This is a genomic window from Tannerella forsythia, from assembly GCF_003860135.1.
Classification (GTDB): Bacteria; Bacteroidota; Bacteroidia; order Bacteroidales; family Tannerellaceae; genus Tannerella; species Tannerella forsythia_A.
In genome coordinates, this window is record NZ_RQYN01000028.1 from 15,935 (window position 1) to 41,335 (window position 25,401).

Consider the following 25,401-nt stretch of genomic DNA (forward strand, 5'->3'; position numbering starts at 1 on the left):
AACAGTTATGGCGAGAAAGCGGAGTCCGCGATACAAAAAAATATAGAATGAACAGAATATAGGTAAAATAGACTTTTGTTTTTAAAAGAAAAAGGCGACTTTTGCATGAATCATATCATTTAGAACGGTAAGATGAAACTAAGGAGCCTTTTATGTACCTTTTTGTTATGCTTGTTTTTGGGGGCAGGAAAAGGGTTTGCGCAATATACGATCCATGTAGAAGGATATATCAAAGATTCGTTAACTCATGAAGCTATGCCTGCCGTATCGGTAATGCTGAAAGGAACGACGATCGGCACGGTAACGGACAACAGAGGCCATTTTTCCTTACAGGCTACCTCTCCCGGGAATGTATTGCATGTTTCGTTTCTGGGCTATGAGGAGATTGAACTCCCGCTGAAAACAAGTGCTAAAAATAATGTGACGATCTGGTTGAAGCCTACATCTTACGAACTGTCCGATATTGTCGTTAAACCCGGGAAAGAGAAATATTCCAGAAAAAAGAATCCGGCGGTAGAACTTGTTGAGAAGGTGATCGATCGGCGCACAAGCAATGATCCTCGCCAACATGATTACTATCATTATAGTACGTATGATCAGAAGATATTGGCCAAAAATGACTTTAACGAAGAGGAGGCACGTAAGAAAAAACTCTACAAACAGATCGATTTTATTTTCAACTATATCGATACATCTCGGGTATCGGGTAAACCGATTCTACCGCTTTACAACGAAGAATTGATCGAGAAAGTATATTATCGGAAGTCACCGACTGCGGAACGTAAAGTCGTACAGGGAGTGAAACGCGCCGGATTGATCGAGATCTTTTCGGAAGACGGGGTCAAACAGTTTATTGAAGAGGTCTTTCGCGAAGTGGATATTTTTCAGGATAATATTCCGTTGTTTTTGAATCGCTTCGTCAGTCCGCTCGCTTCATTTGGGCCACTTTACTATAAGTATTACTTGTCTGATACGGTGTTGATTGAGGGTGATCCGTGTGTTGATCTGGCGTTCGTGCCGTTCAATTCGGAATCGTTTGGTTTTACCGGACACCTTTATATATCGCTCGATTCGACTTATTTTGTGAAACGGGTGAAGTTGAATGTGCCGCGGCACATTAACCTGAATTTTGTGGATTTTATGCGGATCGAACAAGATTTTATGCGCACGGACGACGGCACACGGCTGATGACGAAAAACGATATGACCGTCGAATTTAAACTGAGCGCTAAAAGTAAAGGCACTTATGCCCGCCGCATTTGTCTTTATCGTGATCATTCGTTCGAACCTCCCGAAGATATGACCGTCTTTCGGGAGAATAATCCCGTGATGGAGACGGAAGATGCTCGGAAACGTTCGGACGAATATTGGCAGGGACATCGGGAGAACGAGAAAGAGATTACGCAGACCTCGGTCGAGAAGATGATGGCGCAACTGCGCGCCGTGCCTGCATTCTTCTGGACGGAGAAGGTTGTGGGTGCTCTGATTAACGGGTATGTGCAGCCTTGGGAAACGAACAGCCCGGTCGAATTTGGGCCGGTGAACACCTTTATCAGCGGGAATGCGCTCGAAGGCGCACGATACCGCTTCGGCGGAACGACTACGACGAATCTTAGCCGACGTTTCTTCGTGGATGGTTATCTGGCTTACGGTGCCGGCGACAAAAAGCTCAAAGGGGATTTGCTGCTCGAATATTCGTTTAATAACAAACAAAGTTTTCGCAAGGAATATCCGTTTCATTATCTGCGTGCCGAATATCGCTACGATATCAATCAGATCGGTCAGCATTACCTCTATACGAATGCGGACAATGTGTTTATGATGCTTAAGCGACGCAAAAACAACCTGATCACCTATATGCAGAAGGCTGAGCTCAGCTATTATCATGAGCATTACAACGGACTGGGGTATGGCATTACGGCTCGTCACCTGACGGAATGGGCGTCACGTTATGTACCGTTCGCTCAAATCCGTTCTGACGGTGTCACGTCTTTTCCGGTCGATCATTATCGCTCGGCACAACTGGAGGTAAAGTTACGCTGGGCACCGAACGAGAAATTCTATCAGTCGCGTAATTATCGTTATCCCATTACGCTCGATGCACCCATTATCACGCTCAGTCATACTTTTGCCCGAAAAGGCATCCTGGGTACCGATCATCATTATAACCGTACCGAGATCGGTGTTCGGAAACGCTTCTGGATGTCGCCGTTCGGATATGTAGATATTTACGGGCAAGCCGGCAAAGTGTGGGATAAAGTACCCTATCCGTTGCTTATCATTCCAAACGCGAACTTATCGTACAGCATCGAGCCGGAGACATACGCTCTGATGGATCCGATGGAGTTTATCAACGACCGTTATGTGTCATGGGAAGTCACGTATTTTATGAACGGAGCTTTGCTGAACCGTCTGCCACTCATCAAACGTCTGCAACTGCGTGAGGTTTTTGCTTTTCGCGGATGGTATGGTGATCTGAGCGACAAGAATAATCCATGGGAACCGGGTAATGAAGGGCTTTATGTCTTTCCGGAAAACAGTTACTTGATGGAGAATCGTCCTTATATGGAAATCAGTTGCGGGCTTGACAATATTTTCAAGCTTATCCGGCTCGATTATGTCTGGCGACTTTCTTATCGGAATCATCCGCATACGCCCAACAGTGGACTAAGGATGAAGATGCAATTTTCTTTTTGAATGTTTTTATTGAATTGCTTGGCGATTTTAAGATTTGTATTTACATTTGTCAGGAAAAAAGTACAAACAACCTAAAGAACACAACAGAATTATGGAAACATGGTGGGGATCGCTCGATCCATTTATGCAAACACTTTGGGGCATCGCAATTTTTGCCTCATTGGTCTTTATTATTCAAAGTGTCATGACGTTCGTCGGCATGGACTCGAATACCGATTTCGATGCTAGTTTCGAGGGCGATATGTCTGTCGATGGCGGAGGGGAATCAACCCCGTTTCAGCTTTTTACGTTTCGTAACTTGATTAACTTTCTGTTGGGATTCAGCTGGACGGCCATTGCCGTGCGTGCCTCTACGGAAAGTACGGCGACGATTCTGATCGCTTCGGTGATTGTCGGGGTGTTGCTTGTAGCTGCCGTTATGTTCCTGTTCAAATGGATGAGCGGCATGCAGCAATCAGGCACGATCGACATGAACGAAGCCGTGGGATCGAAAGGTTCCGTTTATCTGACGGTTCCGGCACACCGGAGCGGTGAGGGAAAAGTACAAATAACCGTTCGAGGAGCCATCCGCGAATACGATGCACTGACCGACGGCGAGCGGCTGATGAACGAAACGCCGATTCGGGTCGTACAGGTATTGAACGGCCATACGGTTTTAGTCGAAAGACTTTGAAATAGCTAAGTTATTACTCTAATCTTTATAATTATGTCAAGCTTATATTTAATTGTAGCCATCGTAGCCGTCTTGTTTGTGACGTTTGCTTCGATTCTTTCGCGTTATAAACGCTGTCCTTCGGACAAAATCTTAGTAGTGTATGGGAAGACCGGAAAGAATAAGGAAGGGGGAGTCAGCTCCGCTCGGTGTATTCACGGAGGAGCAGCCTTTATATGGCCTGTTTTTCAGAATTATGCATTCCTCGACCTGACTCCGATTTCCATCGAATGTAACCTGACCAACGCACTGAGTAAGCAAAACATCCGTGTAGACGTTCCTTGCCGTTTTACCGTCGGTATTTCGACCGAGCCGGAAAGTATGACGAACGCAGCCGAACGTTTGTTGGGACAAAATACGCACAATATCCAGAATATTGCGACCGATATTCTCTTCGGACAGCTTCGTCTGGTTATCGCCACGATGGATATCGAAGAGATCAATGCGGACCGTGACAAATTCCTGGCCAACGTCAGCGCCAATGTTGAGGCCGAACTTCGCAAGATCGGTCTGAAATTGATCAACGTGAACGTGACTGATATCCGTGACGAATCGGGCTATATCGAAGCGCTCGGAAAAGAGGCCGCTGCCAAGGCGATCAACGAAGCCAAGAAAAGCGTGGCCGAGCAGAATCGTTTCGGAGAAATCGGTAAAGCTGAAGCCGATCGTGACAAAGACATTCGGATTGCAGAGACCCTCCGTGATACGCGTATCCGTACGTCCGAGGCTAATGCGCTGGCTGTCGAAGGAGAGAATAACGCGAAGATTGCCATTGCGAACTCCGATGCTACGCGTCGCGAGAAAGAAGCCGAAGCGGCACGCCGCGCCGTAGCAGCCGAAAAGGTGCAGACTGCAAAAGCGTTGCAGGAAGCTTATCAGTCGGAACGCGAAGCCGAGTTGACGCGTGCCGAACGTGAAAAGGCTACGCAGACGGCAAACGTGGTTGTTCCGGCAGAGATCGAGAAGGAAAAGGCGATTATCGATGCCGAAGCCGAGGCCGAGAAGCTGCGTCGCAAAGCACGAGGTGAGGCCGATGCTATCTTTGCGAAGATGGATGCCGAAGCGCGTGGTATCTACGAGGTACTCACGAAGCAGGCCGAAGGATACGATCGTCTTGTCCGTGCTGCGGGAAGCGATCCCGATAAGGCGGTGCTGATGTTGATCACCGACAAATTGCCGGAGCTTGTCAAAACGCAAGTGGAAGCCGTCAAGAATATCAAGATCGACAAGATTACCGTTTGGGATGGCAACAATGCAGACGGCAAAGGAATGACCTCGACCGCCAACTTTATTTCCGGGCTGATGAAATCCGTTCCCCCGCTGAACGATCTGTTTAACATGGCCGGAATGAATCTTCCGTCGTATCTCAAAGGACAGGATGACAAGACGACGATTCCGCTGAAGCCTGTGGAATCCGAGCCTGCTCCCGAAAGAAAAGAACCGCCTACGAAAAGGTAAAGTGTGAGAAGAAAAAGTCTTTTATCCCCCCGAATGTTGTTTGTAGCGTTCGGAGGGGTTTTTATATTTATGAGAACAAAAGACAAGGCGCACGGCCGTTAAACGCAGGTTTATGGTAAAACTTTTGTGGGTCTGCGTGGAAATTGAGAAATTATCATGTACATTTGCATTTTAATTTTTATGTAAATTTTAAACTCTAACAAAATGGAAAATATCAATTGGTCGGAAATTCCGTTCGGATACATGAAGACGGATTATAACGTAAGATGCTGCTATCGCGATGGCAAATGGGGCGAGATTGAAATTTCTTCGTCCGAAATGGTTAATATTCACATGGCGGCTACGTGTCTGCACTATGGTCAGGAAGCATTTGAAGGACTGAAGGCTTTCCGTGGCAAAGACGGTAAAATTCGTGTGTTTCGGATGGATGAGAACGCTAAGCGGCTCCAATCGTCGAGTCGTGCTATCTTGATGCCGGAATTGCCAGTCGAGAAATTTGAAGAAGCTGTACGCAAGGTTGTACTGCTGAACCAACGTTTCATTCCTCCCTACGAAAGCGGCTCGTCGCTCTATCTTCGTCCGCTGCTGATCGGAACCGGTGCACAGGTGGGTGTTAAACCGGCTGTCGAGTATTTGTTCCTTATCTTTGTTACTCCCGTAGGTCCATATTTTAAGAATGGTTTCCAACCGTCGAAAGTCTGCATTATGCGCGGGTACGATCGTGCGGCGCCTCATGGTACGGGAATGGTGAAAGTCGGAGGAAATTACGCAGCCAGCCTTCTAGCCGGCGAAAAGGCACGACAAGGCGGCTATGCGGCCGTACTTTATCTTGATCCGAAAGAGAAAAAATACATTGACGAATGCGGCCCGGCCAACTTTTTCGGCATACGCGGCAATACGTATATCACACCGGCATCCGAATCTATCCTTCCCTCGATTACGAACAAGAGCCTGATGCAGCTTGCCGAGCAAATGGGCATGACGGTAGAGCGTCGTCCGGTGCCTTTTGAAGAAATCGCGACATTCGACGAAGCGGCCGAATGCGGAACGGCAGCCGTTATCGCTCCGATTTCTCAGATCGACGACTTGGATGAGAACAAGCAGTACGTTATTGCGAAAGATGGAAAAGTAGGCCCTGTTTGTACCCGTTTGTATCATAAATTGCGTGCCATTCAGTACGGTGACGAACCGGACGAATACGGCTGGGTGAAGGTGATCGAATAAAAAAAGTAAAAAAAATAACAGAAACGTGCAACATTTGGCTCCTGTTTTGCGTCATCTATATATAGAATGACTAAAAAAAAACGGAGTAAAATGAAAATGAAGAGAATGTTTCTGTATATAGGGGTATTGGCAACCATGCTTTGGGCATGGGGATGTAATGAAGAAGACATGCAAAGTACGGTTGCCGGTACCTCTTTGAAAATCTATAATATCTACAATTCGGGTTGTTTATCGAATATCAGATCGGAAGAAGCGTCGTCCGCTTCTTCCGGCTTGTATGAAACGCTTCGTCTGAAAGCCGTTGAGGACGGTCGTTTGCAGATAGCTCACGATAGTGTGATTTATAATTGTGCGGCAAAAATGGAGATTCGGGTCAGTCAAAAGGGAGATCAGCTGTGGGTGAAGGAAAAAGACGTTTCGAAAAATAGCGTGCGATGTCTCTGCCCGTACAATCTGAAATATGAAATACCGTTGAGACACGGAACCTATACGATACGAATCAATGATGGTGTCGCTTATACATTTACTCACCATGCAGCTACCGATACGATCATCTTTTTGGGTCCTTCCCTGAAGAATGATGTATCTTTTTGATATATCGTTTAATGTGGCTGTAAGGAGCTCAGTCACTCTCTTGATCACACGATGTAATCTTCGACCTTTTACGAGAATTGCCAGAAGCAAATGGCAATTTTTGTAGTTTTTTGCCAACTCGAGATTACAATTTCAAATATCTTCGTATCTTTGCCTTCGATTTTTAACAAGGCATGGAGGCTTTCTACCGAACACATCAATATCTATTGGCACATCTCGGCTCGACCGTTAGGCGTGGACTGATGGATGAAATCGACTGGAACCAACGGTTGATTGGCATCAAAGGCTCGCGTGGAGTAGGGAAAACAACGTTTCTCCTGCTGTATGCCAATGAGTTTTTTGGTCCCGACAATAAAGAATGCCTGTATATCAATCTGAATCATTTCTTTTTTACGGATCGGACCTTGATCGACTTTGCCGGTGAGTTTCGTGCACAAGGAGGCAAAGTACTGCTTATCGATCAGGTGTTTAAATATCCTGAATGGTCCCGTGAGTTGAGATATTGCTACGATCATTTCACCGATTTGCGGATTGTGTTTACCGGTTCGTCTGTCATGCGTCTTAAAGACGAGAATCCCGATCTGGCCGGGAAAGTATCATCATATTACTTGCGAGGCTTCTCGTTTCGCGAATTTCTGAATTTGATGGCCGGTACCGACTTTCCGGCCTATTCGTTCGACGAGGTAATGAAAAATCATGTCGATATAGCCCGTGAGGTATGTGCATCGATAAAGCCTCGTGCTTACTTTCACGATTATCTCCATCACGGTTTCTATCCGTTCTTTCTCGAAAAGCGAAACTATTCGGAGAACTTACTTAAAACGATGAATATGACGCTTGAGGTCGACGTTTTATACATTAAACAGATCGAGCAGAGTTACTTGACGAAGCTACGTAAATTGCTCTATTTGCTTTCGCTTCACATGCCTTGTACGCCGAACGTGAGCCAGTTAAGTAAGTTGATCGAGACATCGCGGGCAACGGTGATGAACTATATTAAATATCTGCAAGATGCACGGATGATTAATCTGCTTTATGCACCGGGTGAGGAATATCCTAAAAAACCTGTGCGGGCCTATATGTATAATCCCAATCTGATGTACGTGATGAATCAGCAGATACCCGATGAACCGGCAGTAAACGAAACATTCTTTTGTAATCAACTGATTAAAGATAACAACATAAGTGAGAGCAATCAAAACGCTCGTTTTTTAGTGAATGGGGATTGTCATTTCCAGATTGTTCCCGACACGAAAGGAAAATTCAATCCGGATATCTTCTATGTGGTCGATAAAATGGAAATAGGAGGAGAAAACCTGATTCCTTTATGGCTGTTCGGATTTTTATATTGAGATAAATAAAATTTAGATGTATATTAATTTGAGAAATTTATGGCAAGAGAAAAGAAATTTTTGACATGTGACGGAAATCAGGCTGCGGCGCATATTTCATATATGTTTTCGGAAGTAGCTGCAATCTATCCGATCACTCCTTCTTCGACCATGGCAGAATACGTAGACGAGTGGGCTGCCTCGGGACGGAAGAATATTTTCGGCGAACCGGTTCTGGTGCAGGAGATGCAATCGGAAGGCGGGGCTGCCGGTGCGGTGCACGGCTCGTTACAGGCCGGTGCCTTGACGACCACTTATACGGCTTCACAAGGTCTGTTGTTGATGATACCGAATATGTATAAGATTGCGGGCGAATTATTGCCTTGCGTATTTCATGTGTCGGCGCGTACCATCGCTTCTCATGCGCTTTCTATTTTCGGCGATCATCAGGACGTAATGGCGGCTCGTCAGACAGGATTTGCCATGCTGGCCGAAGGTTCCGTACAGGAAGTGATGGACTTGGCAGGCGTAGCCCATCTCGCGACACTTAAGTCACGTGTTCCTTTTGTCAACTTCTTTGACGGATTCCGTACGTCTCACGAAATCCAGAAGATCGAAATGCTTGAAGCGCAAGATCTGGCTCCTCTGATCGATCAGAAAGCGCTCGCCGACTTCCGTGCCCGTGCACTGAGCCCGATGAAGCCCGTGGCACGCGGTATGGCCGAAAACCCCGACCATTTCTTCCAGCATCGTGAGTCGTCTAATTCTTTCTATGATGCTGTGCCGGCGATCGTAGAAGAATATATGAACGAAATCAATAAGATTACCGGACGTCATTACGGATTGTTCAATTATTATGGTGCTGAAGATGCAGATCGCGTAATCATCGCCATGGGATCGGTGACGGAAGCTGCGCGCGAAGCGATCGACTATCTGATGGCTAACGGCGAAAAAGTCGGTTTGGTATCCGTACATCTGTATCGTCCGTTCTCGGCCAAGCATTTTCTGGCAGCCGTACCTAAGACGGCTAAACGTATTGCCGTGCTCGACCGTACGAAAGAGCCGGGAGCGAATGGCGAACCTTTGTACCTGGATGTGAAAGATTGTTTCTACGGGCAGGAAGATGCTCCGGTGATTGTGGGAGGACGTTACGGATTGAGTTCGAAAGATACGACTCCGGCACAGATTCTGGCCGTATACGAAAATCTCGCTTTGCCGATGCCGAAGAATCGTTTCACCATTGGTATCGTAGACGATGTGACGTTTACTTCGCTTCCTCAGAAAGAAGAAATCGCGTTGGGCGGAGACGGAATGTTCGAAGCTAAATTTTACGGATTGGGAGCCGACGGAACGGTGGGCGCCAACAAGAACTCGATCAAAATTATCGGTGACAATACAAATAAATACTGTCAGGCGTATTTCTCGTACGACTCGAAGAAGTCGGGAGGATTTACCTGCTCGCACTTGCGTTTTGGCGATCATCCCATCCGTTCGACGTATCTGGTGAATACGCCTAACTTCGTGGCTTGCCATGTTCAGGTTTATCTGAATATGTACGATGTGACGCGCGGACTTCAGAAGAACGGCTCGTTCCTGCTAAATACGATTTGGGAAGATGATGCACTTGTAAAACATCTCCCGAACAAGGTGAAAAGATATTTTGCGAAGAATAATATTACGGTTTATTATATCAATGCTACGCAGATTGCGAGAGAAATCGGGCTGCGTAACCGTACGAATACGATTCTCCAATCGGCTTTCTTCCGTATAACCAAGGTGATTCCGGTAGAACAAGCGGTTGACGAGATGAAGAAATTTATCGTCAAGTCATACGGTCATAAGGGCGAAGATGTGGTGAACAAGAACTATGCGGCCGTCGATCGCGGTGGGGAATATCATCAGCTGGCGGTAGATCCGGCGTGGGCGAATCTTCCCGATGACGAAAAGGAGGAAAACAACGATCCGGCATTCATCAACGAAGTCGTTCGTCCCATCAATGCGCAGGATGGCGATTTGCTGCCCGTATCGGCTTTCAAAGGACGTGAGGACGGAACGTGGGATCAAGGTACGGCCTATTACGAGAAGCGTGGTGTGGCGCCTTTTGTGCCCGAATGGAATTCGGAGAACTGTATTCAGTGTAACAAATGTGCGTATGTTTGTCCGCATGCCTCAATACGTCCGTTCGTACTCGATGAGGAGGAGCAGAAAGGGGCTAATTTTGAGCAGTTGAAAGCTGTCGGTAAAATGTTTGACGGAATGACCTTCCGCATACAGGTCGATGTGCTCGACTGTCTGGGTTGCGGTAACTGTGCCGATGTATGTCCGGGCAAGAAAGGTGAAAAAGCATTGACGATGAAACCGATTGAAAGCCAGTTGCCACAGGCTGAAAACTGGACGTATTGTGCTGACAAGGTAAAGAGCAAGCAGCATTTGGTAGATGTTAAGGCGAATGTAAAGAACTCGCAGTTTGCTACGCCGCTCTTTGAATTCTCGGGCGCATGTGCCGGTTGCGGTGAGACACCGTATGTGAAATTGATTACGCAGCTCTTTGGCGATCGCGAGATGGTTGCCAATGCCACGGGATGTTCGTCGATTTATTCCGGTTCCGTACCGTCGACACCTTACACGACGAATGAGAAGGGACACGGTCCTGCGTGGGCAAACTCGCTGTTCGAAGACTTCTGCGAGTTTGGTTTGGGTATGGAATTAGCCAACGAGCAGATGCGTGCACGCATTGTCCGTCTGTTTACTCAGGCCATTGAGAGTGATCATACGCCCGCCGATGCCAAGGGATTGATGCAGGAGTGGATCGATCACATGCACGATGCCGACAAGACGAAAGAATTGGCTCCGCAGTTGGAAGCCGTGATCAACGGAGGAGCGGAAGCCGGTTGTCCGGTATGCAAAGAACTGCAAGGCCTCTCGAATTACCTGATCAAGCGTAGCCAGTGGATTATCGGTGGCGACGGTGCATCGTACGATATCGGTTACGGCGGTCTCGATCACGTGATCGCATCGGGTAAGGATGTGAATATCCTCGTGCTCGATACAGAGGTATACTCCAATACGGGTGGTCAATCATCGAAAGCTACGCCGGTAGGGGCTATTGCCAAATTTGCCGCCTCCGGAAAACGCGTGCGTAAGAAAGACCTCGGTCTGATGGCTACGACGTATGGGTTTGTTTATGTAGCTCAGATTGCCATGGGGGCCGATCAGGCGCAGACGTTGAAAGCGATCCGTGAAGCGGAAGCTTATCCCGGTCCGTCGCTGATCATTGCCTATGCTCCGTGTATCAGTCACGGTCTCCGTGCGGGTATGGGTAAGAGCCAGGAAGAAGAAGAGAGAGCTGTTGCTTGCGGTTACTGGCACTTGTGGCGTTACAACCCGCAATTGGAGGAAGAAGGCAAGAATCCGTTCCAGCTCGATAGTAAAGAGCCGAAATGGGAAGATTTCCAAGACTTCCTGAAAGGTGAAGTGCGCTTCTCGTCGGTAGCCAAGCAGTATCCGAAAGAAGCTGCCGAGTTGTTTGCCGCAGCCGAAGAAAATGCGAAATGGCGTTATCGCAGCTATCAGCGTATGGCTGCCGAAGACTGGAGCAAGTAAGAATCCTGAATAAGATGTGATTGAAAAAGCGGAATCTCCTTAGCGGAGTGTTCCGCTTTTTTTTGTTCTGTTCATTCAGACTGAATAGATTGAGGTCCTCGCGAAGTTCGTGTAAGTATAGATTCAATTAACAAATACAACGACAAGGGGCGTGTTATAAACTCAGGAGGTGTAAGGTGCAGATTTCCATAAAAAACAGAGCGGAGAGTTCGGGCGAGATACGGGTGGATGGGACGATATTATCCGGCATCGGCATAAGCTGAATTTTGGCGGCTGAATTCAAAGAAGAATATAAGTGCGCAAGGCGTTTTACAGCGCGAATAAACATCGTGTCGGTTGGAGTCAGACCATGTGTACGGACTAAGGATTTTCCGTATGTTCCATAAATATTGTACCTTTGCGCGGTTTAATTGCAGCCGGAATGAATAAAAAGAATAAAGAGACATTATATTTGCGGGAAGCTTTCAGTGAGATAGACGATTCGGTGGGAATCGTGATGCCCATCCTGATGGAATGCGACAAGGACGAAGATTTTTCAGAAGGGATCGATAAGGTCGGTGAAAGTTTACCGATTCTCTCGTTGCGGAACATGGTACTGTTTCCGGGCGTGGCTATGCCTGTCATCGTCGGGCGGGCCAAGTCCATGCGTCTGATTCGGGAAGCCTCGCATAAAAAGATAATGATCGGGGTGCTGTGTCAGAAAGAGACGGAAGTGGAAGATCCCGGCTTCGATGACTTGTACACCATTGGTGTCGTGGCTGAAATACTGCGCGTACTGGAAATGCCGGACGGTTCGACAACGGCTATCTTGCAAGGCCGCAAACGTTTTCAGTTGCATGAGCTGACTGAAACGGAGCCTTACCTGACCGGGCGCGTCTCTCTGTTGGAAGATACGCATCCGAAAAAGAGCGACCGCGAGTTCGAGGCGCTCATTTCGACCATCAAAGACCTTACGGTAAAGATGCTGACAGCCTCCGGCGAGCCTCCCCGCGACTTGATCTATTCTATTCGCAACAATCAGAACGCGATGTATCTGATCAGTTTCGCATGCTGCAATATCCTTTCACATTCGCCCGAAAAACAGGAACTCTTGGCGATCAACGATCTGAAAGACCGGGCGTACCGACTGCTGTTTATTCTCAACCGTGAGTATCAATTGATCGAGCTGAAAGCATCGATTCAGATGAAGACTCACGAAGACATCAACAAACAGCAAAAAGAATATTTCCTCCAGCAACAGATCAAAGCCATTCAGGAAGAGTTGGGTGGAAATATGAATGATATCGAGATCAAAGAGCTGCGTGAAAAGGCGAAAAGTAAAAAGTGGCCGAAGGAAGTCGGCGAAATCTTCGAGAAAGAAGTCGCCAAGCTCGAACGTGTTCATCCGCAATCGCCCGATTATTCGATACAGTCGCAGTACGTGCAGACCATCATCAGTCTGCCGTGGGGGGAATACAGCAAAGATAATTTTAACTTGCCGCATGCACAGAGGGTCTTAGACCGTGATCATTACGGCATGGAGAAAGTCAAAGAGCGTATTATCGAACATCTGGCTGTGCTGAAGCTCAAGAAAGATTTACGTTCGCCGATTCTGTGCCTCTACGGGCCTCCGGGAGTCGGTAAGACGTCGCTCGGTAAGTCGGTGGCTGAAGCGCTGGGGCGGAAATATGTCCGCATCTCGTTAGGCGGTCTGCACGATGAAGCCGAAATTCGCGGACATCGTCGTACGTATATCGGCGCGATGGTGGGGCGAATCATTCAGAATCTGCAAAAGGCGGGGACATCGAATCCGGTGTTTGTGCTCGACGAGATCGATAAGGTAGGTAACGACTTCAAAGGCGATCCCGCTTCGGCGTTGCTCGAAGTATTGGACCCCGAGCAGAACACGACGTTCCACGATAACTATCTCGATATCGACTACGACCTGAGTAAGATTCTGTTCGTCGCGACGGCCAATAACCTGAATACGATTTCGCAGCCGTTGCTCGACCGTATGGAACTGATCGAAGTGAGCGGATACATTCTGGAAGAAAAGATCGAGATTGCCGTGCGTCACCTGATTCCGAAACAGATGGAACTGCATGGGATTCCGAAGCAAACGGTCAAATTTCATCGTCACGCCGTGCGGGCGATAATCGAGTCGTACACACGCGAGAGCGGTGTGCGTGAGCTGGAGAAGAAAATCGCCAAGATCATGCGACGCATCGCACGCAAAATTGCTTCGGACGAGGAAGTACGCCCGATGATCAAGGCGGAAGACCTTAAAGATTATCTTGGCGCTGTAGAATATACGCGCGACAAGTATCAGGGCAACGAGTACGCCGGTGTAGTGACGGGGCTGGCATGGACGGCTGTGGGCGGAGAGATTCTCTTTGTAGAGTCGAGCCTGAGTCGCGGCAAAGGGTCGAAGCTCACTATCACGGGCAATCTGGGCGATGTGATGAAGGAGTCTGCCATGCTTGCGCTCGAATATGTGCATTCGCATGCCGGACAGTTTGGCATCGACGAAGAACTGTTTGAAAACTGGAACGTACATATCCATGTGCCTGAGGGAGCCATTCCCAAAGACGGTCCGAGCGCCGGCATTACGATGGTGACATCGCTCGTCTCCATCTTTACGCAGCGCAAGGTGAAAAGTAATCTGGCCATGACGGGCGAGATCACGCTGCGCGGCAAGGTGCTTCCCGTGGGCGGCATCAAGGAGAAGATTCTCGCGGCTAAGCGTGCGGGGATCAAAGAGATTATTCTTTGTGCCGAGAACCGGAAAGATGTGGAAGAAATCAACGCGACGTATCTGGCGGGGCTGACGTTCCATTATGTCGACGACATCACGCAGGTACTCGACCTCGCTTTGTTACGCGAGAAAGTGAAAAACCCGCTCTTCGGGTAAGCGGGTTTTCGGAATACGGCGTTCCGACAACAGAAGCGCGGAACGCCGTCAGTCGAACATCAAATTGAATTCGTCTTTTAATTTCGACAGCAGCGGATTGATCTCATTCAGCAGCTCGAACTTTTCTTTCGACGTGTAGGCCAGCCTTTTTTCGTTCGCTTCGTCGATGCGTATCGTTAACTGAATCTTCCCGTTCTTCAACTGTGTGCGGAGCGTTTGCAGGATAGAAGCATTGTGATGGAGCAGTTCTTCCTGCTGTCCGGGGTTATGTACGACGACCTCGAACAAAAAATCTTCTTTCAGTACGGGCTGACAGTTGATCATCGTATTTTTCAGATGTACCTTTTTCTCTATCGTTGCGGCATACGCATTCCAGCAACGAATCAGTTCCTCTTCGGTGAACGGATTCGTTTCCTGCGAAGCTTCTTCGATATGATACGTAACTTGTTTTTTGTTGTTCGTTTGTAAAAGATCGGTCAGAGAGGTGCTTGTGGGACGCCGGCTAATCGGTTTCTGCGGCGTTTGAACAGTGCCGGACGTATTTGTCGCGGCAGGCGTCGGCGTCTGTTTCGCAGGCGGTATGGAGGAGTTGGCGTTACGAGGCGTATCGGATGCGGGTAAACCTTCAATAGCCCGAAGCAGTCGCAGCCTCAGTCGCTTTTTTTTTTAGCGTCGGCGATCGTAGCAGGGCCGGCTTCCCGGAGTTGACAGAGCTGAACGAACGTCAGTTCGAGCAAGAGCCGCTTGTTTCGGCTTTCACGGTAGTGCAGGTCGCACTCATTAGCCAGTTCGATCGCTTGATACAGCAGCCAGTCGGGACATTGCCGGGCTGTTTCGCGGTATCGGTCGCGGATCGATGCGCCGATTTCGAAAAGCACGATCGTGCTTTCGTCTTTGCAGACCAGCAGGTCGCGGAAGTGCGAGGCCAGTCCGGTGATGATATGCTGTCCGTCGAACCCTTTCTCCAGAATTTCGTTCAGGATGAGAAGGCTTGTCCGTATGTCTCCTTCCAGAACGGTGTCCGTAATGCGGAAATAATATTCGTAGTCCAGTACATTGAGATTCTCGATCACGGCTTTGTAGGTGACGTTTCCGCCCGTATAGCTGACCACCTGATCGAAGATCGACAAGGCGTCGCGCATCCCTCCGTCGGCTTTTTGCGCGATGACGTTCAGCGCTTCGGGTTCGGCTTTCACCCCTTCCTCGCCGGCTACATATTGCAAATGTTCTACGGCGTCGACGACCGAGATGCGTGAGAAATCATACACCTGACAGCGCGACAGAATCGTCGGCAGAATTTTATGCTTCTCCGTCGTCGCCAGAATAAAAATCGCGTAATGAGGCGGCTCTTCGAGTGTTTTGAGAAAAGCGTTAAAAGCGGCCTGACTGAGCATGTGTACCTCGTCGATGATATAGACCTTGTATTTCCCCACTTGCGGCGGGATGCGTACCTGCTCGATCAGCGAGCGGATGTCATCGACCGAATTGTTCGAGGCCGCGTCCAATTCATGGATATTCAGCGACCGTTGTTCGTTAAACGACCGGCACGACTCGCACTCGTTACATGCCTCGCCCGCGGGTGTCAGGTTCATGCAGTTGATCGTCTTGGCGAAAATGCGCGCGCACGACGTTTTTCCCACCCCGCGAGGGCCGCAGAACAGATAAGCATGTGCCAACTTATTACTCAGGATAGCATTCCGGAGCGTAGTGGTCAGAGATTTTTGCCCGACTACGCTGTTGAACGTCGACGGACGGTACTTTCTGGCTGAAACGATATAATTTTCCATTTTCTTGTGTTGCCGGACAGCGATGGGGCGAGTATGTATGCACACCCCGAACGGTGTTTTGTATTTGCCGCGAAATCCGGTTTGTTTTCTTGCAAAGGTATGGAATATTTTTCATACTTTTGCACAAACTTCTCAACAGGTATGCCCGAAAAAGAAAATTTCTATACGAAATATCTCTCCAAGTTGAATCTGTACGTGATCGTGATTGCCGTATTCATGATCCTTACGTTTGTGGTGGGAGACAGTAACCTCTACGTACGCTATACGTACGACGATAAAATCCGCAGCCTCGAACGTGAGATTAAGCATTACCGGAAAGAAATCGAGATGAATCGCCGGAAGCTCGAAGATATTCATACGAGCAAGGAGAGATTGGAACGGTATGCCCGTGAAGAGTTTTACATGAAACGGGAAAACGAAGATATTTTTATTATCCGAGACTGATGGATTTACGCGTACGCACATGGATTTATATGCTTTCGGGGGCGCTCGTGCTCGTCGGGGCATTGCTGTATATCACTCAATGGATTTATGCCCCCTGGCTTTTCGCGGTGGGGGCGGCCGGCGTCACGGTCAGCTACTTGACCGCGCCACAGAACGAAACGGATTTTCGCCTGCGACGGTTGCACCGGCTGAATATGTTTGCCGGAATCGCGATGATCGTCGCGTCGGTGTTTATGTTCAAACAGCGTATGGAATGGGTGCCTTGCCTCTTGATTGCCGCGCTGATTCAACTGTATACTTCTTTCGTCGCGAAAGACCGAAAATAGGCAACACGTCTTTTTGTCATTTTTCCGTCATTTCGTCAGAAAAAGGTTCGACGTCCGACCTTTTTGCTCGGATATCTGACCTTTTTGCTCGGACATCCGACCTTTTTGCTCGGACATCTGACCTTTTTGCTCGGATGTCTGACCTTTTTGCTCGGACATCTGACCTTTTTGCTCGGATGTCCGACCTTTTTGCTCGGACATCCGACCTTTTTGCTCGGATACCGAACCTTTTTGGTTCGAAATCGATGTTTAGACCTTCGTTGGGAGCGGTGTCGAGAGAGAGGTAAAAATCATTCATACGCATCGCTATTTTTTATATCTTTGTTCCGCAAAAAAAAGACGGATGATTGATGCGATAACACGGGAACGGATTTTGGAAGCGGCAAACATCGTGGATGTGGTGTCTGAATTTGTCACGCTGCGCAAGCGCGGGGTGAACTTTGTCGGTCTGTGTCCTTTTCATACCGATAAAACGCCTTCGTTCTACGTCTCGCCGGCCAAAAATATTTGCAAGTGCTTTGCCTGTGGCGAGGGCGGATCTCCCGTCTATTTCATCATGAAGCACGAACAACTGGGCTATCAGGACGCGTTGCGTTTTCTGGCCAAGAAGTACCACATCGAGGTGCGGGAACGTGAGTTGACCGACGAGGAAAAGCGTTCGCAGAGCGACCGTGAGAGCATGTTTATTCTCAACAGTTGGGCGCAGAAACATTTTACTTCGCGGCTGCTCGACCATGAAGAGGGACGCGCCGTAGGACTGTCTTATTTCGTGCAGCGCGGGTTTCGCGACGAGACGATCCGTAAGTTCCAACTCGGATACAGCCTCGAGAAGCGCGACGATCTCTACCAGTCGGCCATCAGCAAAGGCTACCGCAAGGAATACCTCGAAAAGACGGGGCTTGTTACGTTTTACGACGACGGAGCCGGAAGCGATCGTTTTCGCGGACGCGTGATCTTTCCCATTCATACGCTCAGCGGTAAGGTCGTGGCGTTCGGCGGACGTATCCTCGACCAGACGAAGAAGACGGCCAAATACGTCAACTCGCCCGAGAGCGAGATTTATCATAAGAGTAACGAGCTCTACGGCTTGTATTTCGCGAAGCAGGCGATCGCAAAGGCCGACAAATGCTTCCTTGTCGAAGGGTATACCGACGTGATCTCCATGCATCAGTCGGGTATCGAGAATGTCGTCGCCTCGTCGGGGACGGCGCTCACGCAACGCCAGATTCATCTGATTCACCGGATGACGAACAATATCACGGTGCTCTACGACGGCGACGCGGCCGGTATCAAGGCCGCCATTCGTGGAATCGACCTGCTGCTCGAAGAGGGGATGAACGTGAAAGTGTTGCTGCTGCCCGACGGCGAAGATCCGGACTCGTTCGCGCGGTCGCGCAATGCGTTTGAATTTTCGGTGTATATTCAGGAACATGAGACCGATTTTATCCGCTTCAAGACGCAACTGCTGCTCGATGAGGCGGGGAATGATCCGCTTAAACGCGCTTCTCTGATCTCGGATATCTTGCACTCCATCGCCGTGATTCCGGATAATATCGTCCGTTCCGTTTACCTCAAAGAGTGTAGTAATCTGATGGAAATCAAAGAGCCGGTGCTGCTGGCCGAACTGAATAAAATACGCGCCCAGCGACGCCGGGCGCCGTCACTTTATCGACAGCCGGCTGCGCCGCCATCGCCCGTCGATTCGTCATCGGATCGTCCCGCCATATCGGAAGGGGAAGAGCAGCCTTCACCCGCGCCGGCTTCGGAAGGCGAGCATGCTCCGACGACTGCTCCCGTACAACAGTCCGTTGCTCCGACACCGCAAAAACGCGCGACTCCTACGCCTTACCAAGCCATCGAGGAGGCGCTGCTCCGCTACGTCGTGTCGCAAGGCGATTTGGTGCTGTATGATTATACGGACGAGGAGAGTGGGGAGCACGTCGTCGTCCGTGTGGCCGAATACATCAGCGAAGAATTGCAGAAAGATCACCTTGCTTTTTCTACACCGCTCTTTGGTAAGATTCTTGAAGAGGCGGTCGATCAGTGTCGTTATCCCGGATTCAAGGCAGAGAGCTATTTTTCGTCTCACCCCGACCCGGCAGTTTCGTCTGTGGCTACGAATCTTGCGGGCGGCATCTATCAGATCGGTTTCGGGAACGAAACGCCTGAAGAAGCAATCACGGAACCGACCGAGGAAGAACGTGAAGAAATGAATCGTCGGCAGATGAGAATGTGGGAGAAAGCGATCGTACGCGACTTATTCGCACTCAAAGGCGCTCACCTGTTGCAGCAGATCGCGGGCATCAATAAAAAAATCAAGGAGTTGCAGACCGAAGGGCGCATCGACGAAGCCATCGAGCAAATGAAGGAACAGAAACGGTTGAATGCCATTAAGGTGGCGCTTAGCAAAGAATTAGGAGAACGAATTATTTTAAAAATGTAACTTATATGTATTTCATAGAAGCGGAACATATCGTTAAACAGTACGCGAATCATCGTGCGCTCGACGATGTCAGCATCCGGGTGCCCGAAGGGAAGATTTTCGGATTGTTAGGCCCGAACGGCGCCGGCAAAACGACACTGATCCGGATCATTAACCGCATCACTGCTCCGGATAGCGGGCTGGTGCGTTTCGACGGAAGACCTTCGACGCACGACGACATTTATCGAATCGGGTACCTGCCCGAAGAGCGCGGACTGTATAAGAAAATGAAAGTGGGCGAACAGGCTGTCTACTTTGCCCGTCTCAAAGGGTTGAGCAGCCGTGACGCGAACAAGCGACTGACCGAATGGTTCGAAAAGTTCGACATCATGCCGTGGTGGAATCGTAAACTTGAAGAACTTTCGAAAGGGATGCAACAAAAAGTGCAGTTTATCATCACGGTCGTGCACGAACCGACTTTGCTGATCTTCGACGAGCCGTTCAGCGGTTTTGACCCCGTCAATGCCGATCGGCTGAAGCAGGAGATGTTGCAACTGAAAGAGGAGGGGAGGACGCTGATTTTCTCGACGCATAACATGCCGTCGGTCGAAGAGATATGTGATGAGATTGCGCTGATTGACCGCTCACATGTCGTCCTTTCGGGCGATATTCATGAAGTACGCGAGCGTTTCAAAGAGAATATTTTCCGCGTGGTCGTCGCCGAAGGACAGCCCCTTACGTCCGTACCGGAATTGTTCACCGTGCTTTCCGAGAAGGCTATGCACGGATATGCAGAGACACATATCCGAAAGGCCGAGGGTGTCGCTAACTCATCGCTCCTGAACGCCTTGGCACAACAGCATGAAATACGCTCGTTCAACGAAGTGTTGCCATCGATGAACGATATTTTTATTCGTACCGTCACACAAAATACATCGCAACCATCATGAATAGTATAGGGTTAATTATCAAACGGGAATATATCCGTCGTGTCAGAAAAAAATCGTTCGTCTTGCTGACGTTTCTGACGCCGTTGCTGATGATCGCACTGATTTTCGTACCGCTGTGGCTGTCGTCCATCAAGAGCAGTGAGATATTTCATGTGTCTGTCGTCGACGAGACGGGAAAATACGTGTCGTTGTTCAAAGATGTTGACAATTACCGCTTTTTCGACGGAAAAGCATCTGCTCCAACCTCGCAGGAGGAGGCGAAAGACGTGTTTGCCACGCTCAAAATTACGGACGATCTTTTGGAACATCCTCAGGCAGCCACTCTCTATTCGCACAAGCAGATTCCGGAATCTTTGTCGCGCATCGTGAACGAAACGTTGCGCAAACAAATCGAAAGCGATAAGATCGCGTCATATCAAATACCGAGACTGGAAGAAATTATTCGTGAAAGTCAGATACGGTTTCAGGTGCAGACCATTAAACTGAGCGAAGATGGAAGCGAACGCGAATCGTCCGTTTCGCTGGCTTATGCCATCGGCATTCTTTTTACCATGACGATCTATATGTTTATCATTATGTACGGTTCGATGGTGATGCAGGGCGTTTCGGAAGAGAAGACGAACCGCATCGTGGAGATTATGGTATCGTCCGTCCGTCCGTTCGACCTTATGATGGGCAAAATCATCGGTATCGGTCTTGTCGGACTTACCCAGCTCTTTCTTTGGGGCATTCTTACCATGGTCGGCTTCACCGTGATCGGACTCTTCTTCGGCGCAGGTGCCGAGGCTGCTGTTGCGATGCAGCAGGGAGGGGCGGCAACTGCCGGCGAAATGGGCGAATGGATGGCTAAACTGCAATCGTTTAACTTCTCTGAAATTCTATTTTTCTTTGTCGTCTATTTCTTCGGAGGATATCTGCTGTATGCTTCGCTTTTTGCGGCCATCGGTTCCGTAATCGATCATCCCGAAGATGCTCAGCAGTTTATGACCCCTGTTATTCTGATTCTCGTCTTTGCGTTATACGCCGGTATTTACAGTATTGAAAATCCTGACGGCCCATTGGCTTTCTGGTGTTCCATGATCCCGTTCACATCGCCGGTGGTTATGATGATGCGCATCCCTTACGAAATTCCGCTCTGGCAAACGCTGCTTTCTGTTTTTCTGTTGTTTGCCTCGGCAGTCGGTCTCACGTGGTTCTCGGCCAAGATTTATCGTATCGGTATTTTGATGTACGGAAAGAAACCGAATCTGAAAGAAATTATTCGGTGGATATCGTTTAAATAGTAGATGTATCTAAATTTTCTATCTTTGTCCCCCGAATAACAAATGATAAAAGCAAAGATGAATAAACAAAAACAAGGTACTGTTTGTGTACAGGGAGGCTGGCAGCCTAAAAACGGCGAACCTCGTGTAGTACCGATCTATCAAAGTACGACATTCAAATATGAAACGAGCGATGAGATGGGCAAACTGTTCGATCTCGAAGCTTCCGGATTTTTTTATACCCGTTTGCAAAACCCGACGAACGAAAGTGTAGCCGCTAAAATCGCTTCGCTTGAAGGCGGTATGGCTGTCATGCTTACTTCGTCCGGACAGGCGGCCGTATTCTATGCGCTGTTCAATATCTGTGAAACGGGCGGCCATCTCATTTGTACTTCCAAAATTTACGGAGGAACATTCAATCTTCTCGGTGTGACGATGAAAAAGATGGGGGTAGATGTGACCTTTATCGATCAGGACGCTACAGACGAAGCGATTGAAAAAGCGTTTCGTCCGAATACGAAGGCCGTCTTTGGCGAAACTTTGGCTAATCCGGCCGGTGCCGTACTCGACATCGAGCGTTTTGCACGGATAGCGCATAACCATGGAGTACCGTTGGTTGTCGATAATACATTGGCTACGCCGATCAATTGTCGGCCCATCGAATGGGGAGCCGATATCGTTGTTCACTCGACAACAAAATATATGGATGGTCATGCGACAGCTGTTGGGGGAGCCATCGTCGACAGTGGTAATTTCGATTGGAATGCGCACAAAGAAAAATTTCCCGGCTTGACGATGCCTGATCCTTCGTATCACGGGCTTGTTTATACGGAAAAGTTCGGAAAAGTGGCTTACCTCGTTAAGGCAACGGTACAGTTGATGCGCGACCTCGGATCGACCGCTTCGCCGATGAATGCTTTCCTGCTGAATATTGGCCTCGAAACGCTTCACTTGCGTATACCTCGCCATTGCTCTAATGCGCAAACCGTAGCCGAATACCTTGCCAGACATCCGAAAGTGGCATGGGTGAATTACTGCGGACTACCCGATAATAAATATCATACGCTGGCGCAGAAATATTTGCCTGACGGATCATGCGGGATGCTTACGTTTGGTCTCAAAGGGGGACGTGATCATGCGATCCGTTTCATGGATTCTTTGCAGCTTGTGTCTATCGTGACGCATGTGGCCGATGCGCGTTCGTGTGTGCTGCATCCCGCCAGTCATACGCATCGTCAGCTGAGCGATGAGCAGTTGGTTGCTGCCGGGGTAGCTCCTGATCTGATACGTTTCTCGGTCGGAATCGAAGATATCGACGACATTCTATCCGATGTGGAACAAGCGCTGGAAAAGGTGTAGTTCCTCTGCTTCGGGAATGTGATTGCATAACAAAGACGGTGTGGTAAAACGAAACGTTTTTATACACCGTCTTTTTGATTATTGTATTTTCAGGGAAAGGAAAGAGGCTCTCTCATCGTTTTCAATTCAGAAGATTCCGTAATAGAACAGATTAAAACGGGAACCGTGAAAGTGCTTGTTGCACTCTCCTGGCCTTGCTTACAGCCCAAACGAACGATCCGATCTTTAGATGTAAAAACATGAGGGCCTAACGTCCGCTTTAGATTTTAATCCCAACAACAATTCGGCCTTGTTCCATGTTTGGTTTTCCTGAATGTATAAAGACAATGTTAGTTTAAAATCAATTTATCTTTTACGTCACTTTCCTGTCGGGAAGCTGCTTGATGAAATAGGGATTCACCAATCTGAGTTCCATCGATTCGCAGAGTTCGTTCCATACCGGAACCCAATAGACGGCCGTGCTCTCCATGGCTGCTTCGGTGACACCATGATCTGTTATGTCATTTTGCATCTGAGGCAAGTCCGGAGTAAGCACACCATAGTTTTTTTCTAAAGTAATGGCTTCGTCATGGCCATAATACAAACGAAAATGCTATCTTTGTGTACATTAAAGCCGTCGACAGCTCGATTCCTATTCATATTTATTTTTTAAATTTTTCCTCCAAGCTCGTAAAATTGTGCCTGAGAATACGCAGGAGCGGACAGAAAACAGAGCGCCGGCCTTGTGTTTTTATCTTGCCGGTGTAAAAGATCGGGGGATTTTATTTAAATTTGCGAAAAATAATTTTAGCATTTATTGGTGTTGTTGTGGTGAAATAAATCATGAAGTTGAAAATTAAAGATTTGAAATTAATATCGTTTTTCTTTCTGCTGATACTGATAATAACATGTTGTTATAGAAGAATTTCAACGAACGATGAAGAAACTCCGAATCGGTTTGTTTTAGATTCTACTGATGCGATTAAAAACCCAAAAGAATCATTGAAACTTTCAGAACTTGTTGACAGTATTACTTATATTCCTTTAGAAACGAATTCGCTGAATTTATTGGGAGACATGCAATTGATGAGTTTTCAGCCGCAATATATTTTTTACTCCAATTATTGTTTTGATTGGAATGGAAAATTTATCGGGCAAATAGGGAAAGTGGGACAAGGTCCATGTGAAGATGTTTATGCAAAAGTAGCAAAAATACTGTATCATAATGGATTTTTCTATGCGGATGCATCGAAAATAATTCAATACAATAAGAAAGGAGAATGCACAGGTAAAGAACGTTCGTGGTATCTTCCGAAAGAAGATCCTAATCTTCCTTTTGGTAATCATTTGACAAATAAGATATGTCTTTCTTCAGCTCAGGAGAATTTGATTTTATTTAATTATCCGGACACACTTTATTTTTTGGATACAGACTTCAAAATTGTTTCAAAGCGCTTTATTATGCCTTGGAATAGTTCTAAAATTGCACATACAACCACCGGAGTTTATGATAAATGTATATCATATTACCGTGATACTACGTTATTTTATAATTTTTATACCGATACCGTTTTCACAGTAAACTCTAATGGCCTTACATGTAGATATGTAATAAAATTAGATGATGGAATTAAAGTCTCTCGCAAACTCTTATACGAATATACGGATTTATTGGGTGATGCTTTTAAATATTGGGAGAAAGGAGCTCTTGATAAATGCAGAATGGTAGAACTTGTAGATCATAAATACCGAATAATGGGCGTATATGAAACAAACTTATATATTTTCTTGTTAATTGATGAATTAATTGCATTTCGGAAACTTCGTGGCATTCCTCAGCGTGAACCGATGGTGGGTATATACAGTAAAGAGGATGGCAGCATAAATGTTGTTAAATATATAGAGAATGATTTGGGTGGTTTGAAGAACTTTATTCCTTTGTGGGGAGCTTGTAATGAGAAGTTGATAAATATAATTTGGCCGTATCAGATAAAGGAATTTATACAAGAAGAACAAGCAAAAGGACAAGATGTAGAGGAGAACTTAATAGACCTTATGAATAAGATTCACGAAGACGATAACCCCATACTGATTATAGCGCATTTAAAACAAAAATGATTGGGAATAATCCGCCTTAGTCTTTTTAAATCGATTAGAACTTAATTCTTCTTGAAAAACTTTGCTTAAACTCTTGAAAAAGAGATGGTTTTTTGATTTTTTTCAGAATGTAATGAAATAAACACTCCGCCAAAAATCATTTTTTTTGATCTGCGGCGGAGCGTTGATAGCTAGTTGCTCCTTAAAATATATTCATTAAACTGTTTGTCAATAAAATAAATGGAATAATTATTGGATATTCTTGC

16 protein-coding genes and 1 pseudogene are annotated in these 25,401 nt (G+C 47.5%); 15 read left to right on the top strand and 2 right to left on the bottom strand.

All coding sequences use genetic code 11. The annotated features are described in order from the left end of the window. Nucleotides 1-132 precede the first annotated feature (132 nt). From EII41_RS08170 to lon, 8 genes are all read left to right on the top strand, one after another. Nucleotides 133-2,697 (top strand): DUF5686 and carboxypeptidase-like regulatory domain-containing protein, encoded by a 2,565-nt coding sequence (locus EII41_RS08170; protein WP_185711870.1) that lies wholly within the window; start codon nucleotides 133-135, stop codon nucleotides 2,695-2,697. A gap of 91 nt (nucleotides 2,698-2,788) precedes the next feature. Then, entirely contained in the window at nucleotides 2,789-3,370 is a 582-nt protein-coding gene (locus EII41_RS08175) for a hypothetical protein (protein WP_124790189.1), read from the top strand. Between the two features lie 33 nt (nucleotides 3,371-3,403). Beyond that, nucleotides 3,404-4,867, top strand: a complete 1,464-nt coding sequence (locus EII41_RS08180; RefSeq protein WP_124751896.1) for a flotillin family protein — start codon at nucleotides 3,404-3,406, stop codon at nucleotides 4,865-4,867. Nucleotides 4,868-5,071: 204 nt separating this feature from the next. Then, nucleotides 5,072-6,091, top strand: coding sequence for a branched-chain amino acid aminotransferase (locus tag EII41_RS08185; protein ID WP_124790190.1), 1,020 nt, complete (start codon nucleotides 5,072-5,074; stop codon nucleotides 6,089-6,091). A 90-nt stretch (nucleotides 6,092-6,181) separates the two neighbouring features. Beyond that, complete coding sequence (locus EII41_RS08190) at nucleotides 6,182-6,685, top strand: hypothetical protein (protein WP_124790191.1); 504 nt, start codon at nucleotides 6,182-6,184, stop codon at nucleotides 6,683-6,685. A gap of 173 nt (nucleotides 6,686-6,858) precedes the next feature. Beyond that, nucleotides 6,859-8,037 (top strand): ATP-binding protein, encoded by a 1,179-nt coding sequence (locus EII41_RS08195; RefSeq protein WP_124790192.1) that lies wholly within the window; start codon nucleotides 6,859-6,861, stop codon nucleotides 8,035-8,037. Between the two features lie 39 nt (nucleotides 8,038-8,076). After that, on the top strand, nucleotides 8,077-11,619 hold the full coding sequence (nifJ, locus tag EII41_RS08200) for a pyruvate:ferredoxin (flavodoxin) oxidoreductase (RefSeq protein ID WP_124790193.1): 3,543 nt from the start codon (nucleotides 8,077-8,079) through the stop codon (nucleotides 11,617-11,619). Between the two features lie 421 nt (nucleotides 11,620-12,040). After that, nucleotides 12,041-14,509: an endopeptidase La gene (lon, locus tag EII41_RS08205; protein ID WP_124790194.1), complete on the top strand. Its 2,469-nt coding sequence runs from the start codon at nucleotides 12,041-12,043 to the stop codon at nucleotides 14,507-14,509. Between the two features lie 48 nt (nucleotides 14,510-14,557). On the opposite strand, the pseudogene EII41_RS14750 reads toward lon, so the two are convergent. Further along, nucleotides 14,558-16,296 (bottom strand): annotated as a pseudogene (locus tag EII41_RS14750) (DNA polymerase III subunit gamma/tau). A gap of 141 nt (nucleotides 16,297-16,437) precedes the next feature. On the opposite strand from EII41_RS14750, the gene EII41_RS08220 reads away from it, so the two are divergent. The 6 genes from EII41_RS08220 to EII41_RS08245 all read left to right on the top strand — a co-directional run bounded on the left by EII41_RS08220 (nucleotide 16,438) and on the right by EII41_RS08245 (nucleotide 23,059). Next, nucleotides 16,438-16,740 (top strand): FtsB family cell division protein, encoded by a 303-nt coding sequence (locus EII41_RS08220; RefSeq protein WP_124752705.1) that lies wholly within the window; start codon nucleotides 16,438-16,440, stop codon nucleotides 16,738-16,740. After that, nucleotides 16,740-17,066, top strand: coding sequence for a hypothetical protein (locus EII41_RS08225; protein WP_124752707.1), 327 nt, complete (start codon nucleotides 16,740-16,742; stop codon nucleotides 17,064-17,066). The genes EII41_RS08220 and EII41_RS08225 overlap by 1 nt, the downstream gene beginning before the upstream one ends. Before the next feature lie 343 nt (nucleotides 17,067-17,409). After that, nucleotides 17,410-19,509: a DNA primase gene (gene dnaG / locus EII41_RS08230; protein WP_124790197.1), complete on the top strand. Its 2,100-nt coding sequence runs from the start codon at nucleotides 17,410-17,412 to the stop codon at nucleotides 19,507-19,509. A gap of 5 nt (nucleotides 19,510-19,514) precedes the next feature. Then, the gene (locus tag EII41_RS08235; protein WP_124752711.1) at nucleotides 19,515-20,438 is read left to right on the top strand and encodes an ABC transporter ATP-binding protein; all 924 of its coding nucleotides are present in this window, start codon (nucleotides 19,515-19,517) and stop codon (nucleotides 20,436-20,438) included. Further along, on the top strand, nucleotides 20,435-21,721 hold the full coding sequence (locus tag EII41_RS08240; RefSeq protein WP_124790198.1) for an ABC transporter permease: 1,287 nt from the start codon (nucleotides 20,435-20,437) through the stop codon (nucleotides 21,719-21,721). Before EII41_RS08235 ends, EII41_RS08240 begins: the two co-directional genes overlap by 4 nt. Before the next feature lie 57 nt (nucleotides 21,722-21,778). Further along, entirely contained in the window at nucleotides 21,779-23,059 is a 1,281-nt protein-coding gene (locus EII41_RS08245; RefSeq protein ID WP_124790199.1) for an O-acetylhomoserine aminocarboxypropyltransferase/cysteine synthase family protein, read from the top strand. Between the two features lie 352 nt (nucleotides 23,060-23,411). On the opposite strand, the gene EII41_RS08250 is transcribed toward EII41_RS08245, so the two are convergent. Further along, nucleotides 23,412-23,642: a hypothetical protein gene (locus tag EII41_RS08250; protein ID WP_260425527.1), complete on the bottom strand. Its 231-nt coding sequence runs from the start codon at nucleotides 23,640-23,642 to the stop codon at nucleotides 23,412-23,414. Between the two features lie 239 nt (nucleotides 23,643-23,881). Here EII41_RS08250 and EII41_RS08260 point away from each other — a divergent pair, with 239 nt between their 5' ends. Beyond that, nucleotides 23,882-25,156, top strand: coding sequence for a 6-bladed beta-propeller (locus tag EII41_RS08260; RefSeq protein WP_124790200.1), 1,275 nt, complete (start codon nucleotides 23,882-23,884; stop codon nucleotides 25,154-25,156). Nucleotides 25,157-25,401: the final 245 nt, after the last annotated feature.

Bases quoted from the DNA above. Each gene is read 5' to 3' on its own strand.
- nifJ (WP_124790193.1), top strand. From the start codon at position 8,077: ATGGCAAGAGAAAAGAAATTTTTGACATGTGACGGAAATCAGGCTGCG.
- EII41_RS08235 (WP_124752711.1), top strand. From the start codon at position 19,515: ATGTATTTCATAGAAGCGGAACATATCGTTAAACAGTACGCGAATCAT.
- EII41_RS08245 (WP_124790199.1), top strand. From the start codon at position 21,779: ATGAATAAACAAAAACAAGGTACTGTTTGTGTACAGGGAGGCTGGCAG.
- EII41_RS08240 (WP_124790198.1), top strand. From the start codon at position 20,435: ATGAATAGTATAGGGTTAATTATCAAACGGGAATATATCCGTCGTGTC.
- EII41_RS08190 (WP_124790191.1), top strand. From the start codon at position 6,182: ATGAAAATGAAGAGAATGTTTCTGTATATAGGGGTATTGGCAACCATG.
- EII41_RS08195 (WP_124790192.1), top strand. From the start codon at position 6,859: ATGGAGGCTTTCTACCGAACACATCAATATCTATTGGCACATCTCGGC.
- EII41_RS08185 (WP_124790190.1), top strand. From the start codon at position 5,072: ATGGAAAATATCAATTGGTCGGAAATTCCGTTCGGATACATGAAGACG.
- lon (WP_124790194.1), top strand. From the start codon at position 12,041: ATGAATAAAAAGAATAAAGAGACATTATATTTGCGGGAAGCTTTCAGT.
- EII41_RS08175 (WP_124790189.1), top strand. From the start codon at position 2,789: ATGGAAACATGGTGGGGATCGCTCGATCCATTTATGCAAACACTTTGG.
- EII41_RS08170 (WP_185711870.1), top strand. From the start codon at position 133: ATGAAACTAAGGAGCCTTTTATGTACCTTTTTGTTATGCTTGTTTTTG.
- dnaG (WP_124790197.1), top strand. From the start codon at position 17,410: ATGATTGATGCGATAACACGGGAACGGATTTTGGAAGCGGCAAACATC.
- EII41_RS08220 (WP_124752705.1), top strand. From the start codon at position 16,438: ATGCCCGAAAAAGAAAATTTCTATACGAAATATCTCTCCAAGTTGAAT.
- EII41_RS08260 (WP_124790200.1), top strand. From the start codon at position 23,882: ATGAAGTTGAAAATTAAAGATTTGAAATTAATATCGTTTTTCTTTCTG.
- EII41_RS08180 (WP_124751896.1), top strand. From the start codon at position 3,404: ATGTCAAGCTTATATTTAATTGTAGCCATCGTAGCCGTCTTGTTTGTG.
- EII41_RS08225 (WP_124752707.1), top strand. From the start codon at position 16,740: ATGGATTTACGCGTACGCACATGGATTTATATGCTTTCGGGGGCGCTC.